Origin of the sequence: Streptomyces sp. SID14436, from assembly GCF_010548465.1 — a bacterium.
Classification (GTDB): domain Bacteria; phylum Actinomycetota; class Actinomycetes; order Streptomycetales; family Streptomycetaceae; genus Streptomyces.
The window spans coordinates 1-6,157 of record NZ_JAAGMD010000008.1; the positions used below are offsets into that span (position 1 = coordinate 1).

The following is a 6,157-nucleotide window of genomic DNA, read 5'->3' on the forward strand; positions in this document are numbered from 1 at the left end:
GGGGTGGGGTCGGCCCCGCGGACCGGACGCCCCCGGACGCACGCCAGAGCAGGGCCGCGCGCATGGCCGGCGGCCCGCCACGCCCGGTCCCGCGCCCCGTCAGAGGCCCACACACCGCCGGACCGGACGACATCCGCCCCCGCGGCCGGGTCAGTGCGCCGCCGACTCCCAGTCCGGGCCCGCGCCGACCGAGACGCCGAGCGGGACGCGGAGCTGGACGGCGGCTCCCATCTCGCGGCGGACCAGTTCCTCCACCCGGGACCGCTCGCCCGGGGCGATCTCCAGGACGATCTCGTCGTGGACCTGGAGGAGCATGCGGGAGGTCAGGCCGGCCTCGCGCAGGGCGCGGTCCAGGTTCAGCATGGCGATCTTGACGATGTCGGCGGCGGTGCCCTGGATGGGCGCGTTGAGCGCCATGCGCTCGGCGGCCTCCCGCCGCTGGCGGTTGTCGCTGTTGAGGTCGGGCAGGTAGCGGCGGCGGCCGAAGAGGGTCGCCGTGTAGCCGGTGGCCCGCGCCTCGTCCACGACCCGGCGCAGGTAGTCCCGCACCCCGCCGAAGCGCTCGAAGTAGGCGTCCATCAGGGCGCGCGCCTCGGCCGCCTCGATGTTCAGCTGCTGGGAGAGGCCGAAGGCCGACAGGCCGTACGCGAGGCCGTAGGACATGGCCTTGATCTTGCGGCGCATCTCCGCGTCGACCGCGGTGGGCTCGACGGAGAAGACCTGCGCGGCGGCCGTGGTGTGCAGGTCCTCGCCGGAGGTGAACGCCTCGATGAGCCCCGCGTCCTCGGAGAGGTGGGCCATCACGCGCAGCTCGATCTGGCTGTAGTCGGCCGTCATCAGCGACTCGAAGCCCTCGCCGACGACGAAGCCGCGGCGGATGGCGCGTCCCTCGTCGGTGCGGACGGGGATGTTCTGCAGGTTCGGGTCGGTGGAGGACAGCCGGCCGGTCGCGGCGACGGTCTGGTTGAAGGTGGTGTGGATGCGGCCGTCCGCGGCGATCGTCTTGATCAGCCCCTCGACCGTCACCCGCAGCTTCGCCTGCTCGCGGTGCCGGAGCATGATCACCGGCAGTTCGTTGTCCGTCTGGGTGGCGAGCCAGGCGAGGGCGTCGGCGTCGGTGGTGTAGCCGGTCTTGGTCCTCTTCGTCTTCGGCAGGGCCAGCTCGCCGAAGAGGACCTCCTGGAGCTGCTTGGGCGAGCCCAGGTTGAACTCGTGTCCCGCCGCCGCGTGCGCCTCCTTCACGGCCTGCTGCACGGCGCCCGCGAACATCTGCTCCATGGCCTCCAGGTGGGCGCGGTCGGCCGCGATGCCGTGCCGCTCCATGCGGGCGAGCAGGGCCGACGTGGGCAGCTCCATGTCCCGGAGCAGGTCGGCCGCGCCCACCTCGTCGAGACGGGTGCGGAACGCCTCGCCGAGGTCCACGACCGCGCGGGCCTGCACCATGAGCGCCTCGGCCTCGGCGCTGTCGTCGGCCCCGAACGCCAGCTGGCCGTCGGCCGCCGCGGCGGGCGCCAGCTCGCGGTGGAGGTACTCCAGGGACAGCGCGTCCAGGTCGAAGGAGCGGCGGCCGGGCTTGACGAGGTAGGCGGCCAGGGCGGTGTCCATGGTGACGCCCTCGATGGTCCAGCCGTGCTCGGCGAAGACCCGCATGGCGCCCTTGGCGTTGTGGAACACCTTGGGCCGGTCCGGGTCGGCGAGCCAGGCGGCGAAGGCGCGCTCGTCGCCCTCGTCCAGCTCGGCCGGGTCGAACCAGGCGGCCGGTCCGTCGGCCGAGGCCAGCGCGACCTCGGCGACCGAGCCGGTGCCGAGCGCCCAGGTGTCGAGCGTGGCGACGCCGAGCGGCCCGGTGGCGTGCTCGGTGAGCCAGCCGGCCAGCTCGCCGGCGCCCAGCACGCTGCCGTCCAGCTCCACGCCCTCCTGGACGACCGGGGTGGCCTCGGCCTCCTCTGCGCCGGGGTCGACGGCGAAGAGCCGCTCGCGCAGCGAGGGGTTCCTGATCTCCAGGGTGTCGAGGATCATCGCCACGGCCTTGCGGTCGTAGGGGGTCCGCTCCAGGTCGGCGACGCCCTTGGGCAGCTCGACCTGCCGCTCCAGCTCGGTCAGGCGGCGGTTCAGCTTGACGGCCTCCAGGTGGTCGCGCAGATTCTGCCCGGCCTTGCCCTTGACCTCGTCGACCCGCTCCACGAGCTGCGCGAACGAACCGAACTGGTTGATCCACTTCGCGGCCGTCTTCTCGCCGACGCCGGGGATGCCGGGCAGATTGTCGGAGGGGTCGCCGCGCAGTGCCGCGAAGTCGGGGTACTGCGCGGGCGTCAACCCGTACTTCTCGACGACCTTCTCCGGGGTGAACCGGGTCAGCTCGGAGACCCCCTTCGTGGGGTACAGCACGGTGGTGTGCTCGGACACCAGCTGGAAGGAGTCCCGGTCGCCGGTGACGATGAGGACCTCGAAGCCCTCGGCCTCGGCCTGGGTGGCGAGCGTGGCGATGACGTCGTCGGCCTCGTAGCCCTCGACGGCGAAGCGCTGGGCGTGCATCGCGTCGAGCAGCTCGCCGATCAGCTCGACCTGGCCGCGGAACTCGTCGGGGGTCTTGGAGCGGTTCGCCTTGTACTCGGTGAACTCCTCGGAGCGCCAGGTCTTGCGGGAGACGTCGAAGGCCACCGCGAAGTGGGTGGGCGCCTCGTCACGCAGGGTGTTGGCCAGCATCGAGGCGAAGCCGTAGATCGCGTTCGTCGGCTGGCCGGTCGCGGTGGTGAAGTTCTCCGCGGGCAGCGCGAAGAACGCGCGATAGGCCAGTGAGTGCCCGTCCATGAGCATCAGTCGCGGCCGGCCGGCGCCGGAGGTCTGGTCGGTCTTCTTCGATGCTGTCTCTGCCACGCCCCCGATCCTGCCACGCCCCACTGACACCCGGCCCCGCCGCGCCCCCGACGACCCCCGCGGCACCCCGCTCCCCGGCCCCGCCGCGCCCCCGACGCCCCGGCGGGCACCCCGCTCCCGTCCCCCGCCCCACCCCGGCCCGGCGGTCCGCGCGCGCCGGCTGCACGGACGTGGCCCCGCTGCTCCGGCCCGCGACGTGCGAGGATCGACAGTGGTACGTCACACGTGTACGCGAAGGGGAGTGCGCGATGGCCACGAAACCGCCCAAGGGTGATCCGGTTCAGGACGCGCCGCAGGTCGGCGAGCCGAAGCGAGCGGCGGCCGGGCTCCCCGCGATCGGGCACACCCTGCGCATGGCCCACCAGCAGATGGGCGTGCGGCGCACGGCGCTGACGCTGCTCAACGTCAACCAGCAGGACGGCTTCGACTGCCCGGGCTGCGCCTGGCCGGAGCCGGAGCACCCGCACCGGGCGGAGTTCTGCGAGAACGGCGCGAAGGCGGTGGCCGAGGAGGCCACGCTGCGCCGGGTCACGCCGGAGTTCTTCGCCCGGCACCCGGTGTCCGACCTGGCCGGCCGCAGCGGCTACTGGCTGGGGCAGCAGGGGCGGCTGACGCACCCGGTGTACCTGCCCGAGGGCGGCGACCACTACGAGCCGGTCACCTGGGAGCGCGCCTTCGACATCGTCGCCGAGGAGATCGACGCCCTGTCCTCCCCGGACGAGGCCGTCTTCTACACCTCCGGCCGCACCAGCAACGAGGCGGCCTTCCTCTACCAGCTCTTCGCGCGTGAGCTCGGCACCAACAACCTGCCGGACTGTTCCAACCTGTGCCACGAGTCGTCCGGCTCGGCCCTGTCCGAGACGATCGGGGTCGGCAAGGGCAGCGTCCTGCTGGAGGACCTGTACCAGGCCGATCTGATCATCGTGGCGGGGCAGAACCCGGGGACCAACCACCCGCGCATGCTGTCCGCCCTGGAGAAGGCGAAGGCGAACGGCGCGCGGATCATCAGCGTCAACCCGCTGCCCGAGGCCGGGCTGGAGCGGTTCAAGAACCCGCAGACCGCCAAGGGCCTGACCGCCGGCACCGCCCTGAACGACCTGTTCCTGCAGATCCGCCTGGGCGGCGACCAGGCCCTCTTCCGGGTCCTGAACAAGCTGATCCTGCAGACGCCGGGCGCGGTGGACGAGGACTTCGTGCGGGAGCACACGCACGGTTTCGAGGAGTTCGCCGAGACCGCGCGCGCCGCCGACTGGGACGAGGCGCTGACGGCGACCGGTCTGACGCGCGAGGACATCGAGCGGTGTCTGCGGATGGTCCTGGAGTCGGAGCGGATCATCGTGTGCTGGGCGATGGGCCTGACCCAGCACAAGCACTCGGTGCCGATGATCCGGGAGATCGTCAACTTCCTGCTGCTGCGCGGCAACATCGGCCGCCCGGGCGCGGGCGTGTGCCCGGTGCGCGGCCACTCCAACGTGCAGGGCGACCGCACCATGGGCATCTTCGAGCGGCCCGCGCCGGCCTTCCTGGACGCCCTGGAGAAGGAGTTCGGCTTCGCGCCGCCCCGCGAGCACGGCTACGACGTCGTCCGGGCCATCCGCGCCCTGCGCGACGGACGGGCCAAGGTGTTCTTCGCCATGGGCGGCAACTTCGTCTCCGCCAGCCCCGACACGGAGGTCACCGAGGCGGCGATGCGCCGGGCCCGGCTGACCGTGCACGTGTCGACGAAGCTGAACCGCTCGCACACCGTGACCGGGGCGCGGGCGCTGATCCTGCCGACCCTCGGCCGCACGGAGCGCGACGTCCAGGACGGCGGCGAGCAGTTCGTCACCGTCGAGGACTCCATGGGCATGGTGCACGCCTCGCGCGGGCGGCTGGAACCGGCCGGCCCGCAGCTGCTGTCGGAGCCGTCCATCGTGTGCCGGCTGGCCCGCCGGGTGCTCGGCGCGGACAGCGTCGTGCCGTGGGAGGAGTTCGAGAAGGACTACGCGACGATCCGCGACCGCATCGCGCGCGTGGTGCCCGGCTTCGAGGACTTCAACGCGCGCGTCGCCCGCCCGGGCGGCTTCGCGCTCCCGCACGCCCCGCGCGACGAGCGCCGCTTCCCGACGGCCACCGGCCGGGCCAACTTCACGGCCGCGCCGGTGGAGTACCCGAAGGTGCCCGAGGGGCGGCTGCTGCTGCAGACGCTGCGCTCGCACGACCAGTACAACACCACCATCTACGGCCTGGACGACCGCTACCGGGGCATCCGCAACGGCCGCCGGGTGGTGCTGGTGAACCCGGAGGACGCGCGGGCGCTGGGGCACGCGGACGGCTCGTACGTCGACCTGGTCGGCGAGTGGAAGGACGGGGTGGAGCGCAGGGCCCCCGGTTTCCGTGTCGTGCACTATCCGACGGCCCGGGGCTGCGCGGCCGCGTACTACCCGGAGACCAACGTCCTGGTGCCGCTGGACGCCACCGCGGACACCAGCAACACCCCGGCCAGCAAGTCCGTGGTGGTCCGTCTGGAACAATCGGCGACCGACTGAGCGTTTGCTCAGCGACCGCGCGGTGCACTGACGGCCGGAGCCGGTGCCCGGCGTGCCGCGCGGTGGCCGCAGTTGACGAGGACGAACGGAGCACGGCCCATGGGCGAGCAGCAGCACGTGAAGTTCCCGAGCGAGGTCATCGACGAGTACGCCGCCCTGGGCGTGGACCTGCAGGCGCTCTTCTCGGCGGGCCACCTGGGCAACCGGATGGGCGTGCAGATCGTCGAGGCGTCGGCCGAGCGGGTCGTGGGGACGATGCCGGTGGAGGGCAACACCCAGCCGTACGGTCTGCTGCACGGCGGGGCCTCGGCCGTCCTGGCCGAGACGCTGGGGTCGGTGGGCTCGATGCTGCACGGCGGGGTCTCCAAGATCGCCGTGGGGGTCGACCTCAACTGCACGCACCACCGCGGCGTGCGCTCGGGTCTGGTGACCGGTGTGGCCACGCCGGTGCACCGGGGCCGGACGACGGCGACCTACGAGATCGTGATCACCGACGAGGCGGACAAGCGGGTGTGCACGGCACGCCTGACCTGCCTGCTGCGGGACGTGAACCCCGGCGACAAGGAGCAGGCCGGAACGGCCGGCTGACCGGGCGACGGCGAACTCCCCGCCGCGACAACCGTATACGGCGCACTCCCGCGGGGGTGCGGGGCACACGATCCGCCCCGCACCCCCGCGCGCTGTCCGCTCCCCGCCCCGCCCCGCGCCCTCGCGCGCCCGCCCCGCACCCCCGCGCGCCGTCCACCCTGGCC

General features: G+C 72.9%; 3 protein-coding genes. 2 read left to right on the forward strand and 1 reads right to left on the reverse strand.

Going from position 1 to position 6,157, the window contains the following annotated elements; all coding sequences use genetic code 11:
* Window positions 1-150: 150 nt before the first annotated feature.
* Window positions 151-2,877, reverse strand: coding sequence for a DNA polymerase I (gene polA / locus G3I53_RS00475; protein ID WP_164332468.1), 2,727 nt, complete (start codon window positions 2,875-2,877; stop codon window positions 151-153).
* Window positions 2,878-3,125: 248 nt separating this feature from the next.
* On the opposite strand from polA, the gene G3I53_RS00480 reads away from it, so the two are divergent.
* Window positions 3,126-5,405: an FdhF/YdeP family oxidoreductase gene (locus G3I53_RS00480; protein ID WP_164338722.1), complete on the forward strand. Its 2,280-nt coding sequence runs from the start codon at window positions 3,126-3,128 to the stop codon at window positions 5,403-5,405.
* A 99-nt stretch (window positions 5,406-5,504) separates the two neighbouring features.
* A complete protein-coding gene (locus G3I53_RS00485) occupies window positions 5,505-5,993 on the forward strand; it encodes a hotdog fold thioesterase (RefSeq protein WP_164338723.1) in 489 nt (162 codons plus the stop codon).
* Window positions 5,994-6,157: the final 164 nt, after the last annotated feature.